We start from the raw sequence: 396 nt of genomic DNA on the forward strand, positions 1-396 counted from the left end.
AAGTTCACCATAACAAGTGCGCAATCGGTCTGAAAATCCCGATCATCGCCTCATCACCAAAGGCAATCCGAATCAGCTCAAGACATCAGTATTCAAGCTCGGGGGAGGTGGTACATGTGCGGAATCGTCGGCTTTTTGGGTGGACGCTGGGACCGAACGGAGCATCCGAAGATGAGAGCCCGGAGAATGGCAAACGCCATCAGCTACCGCGGTCCCGACGACGCAGGCTACTGGACCGACGACGAACGGCGCATCGCCTTCGGCCATCGCCGGCTTGCGATCCAGGATCTCACCGCCGCGGGCCATCAGCCGATGTCATCCGCCAGTGGACGATACGTCATCGTTTTCAACGGCGAAATCTACAATCACCAGCAGTTGCGGCAACTGATCGAGAAT

Annotated in this window: 1 pseudogene; it reads left to right on the top strand. The window is 57.1% G+C overall.

Features of this window, described 5'->3' with window-relative positions:
* Positions 1–186: 186 nt before the first annotated feature.
* A pseudogene (locus BG61_RS38965) lies at positions 187–396 on the top strand (asparagine synthase (glutamine-hydrolyzing)); the annotation flags it as partial.

The sequence above is a fragment of the Caballeronia glathei genome, from assembly GCF_000698595.1.
Lineage (GTDB): Bacteria > Pseudomonadota > Gammaproteobacteria > Burkholderiales > Burkholderiaceae > Caballeronia > Caballeronia glathei.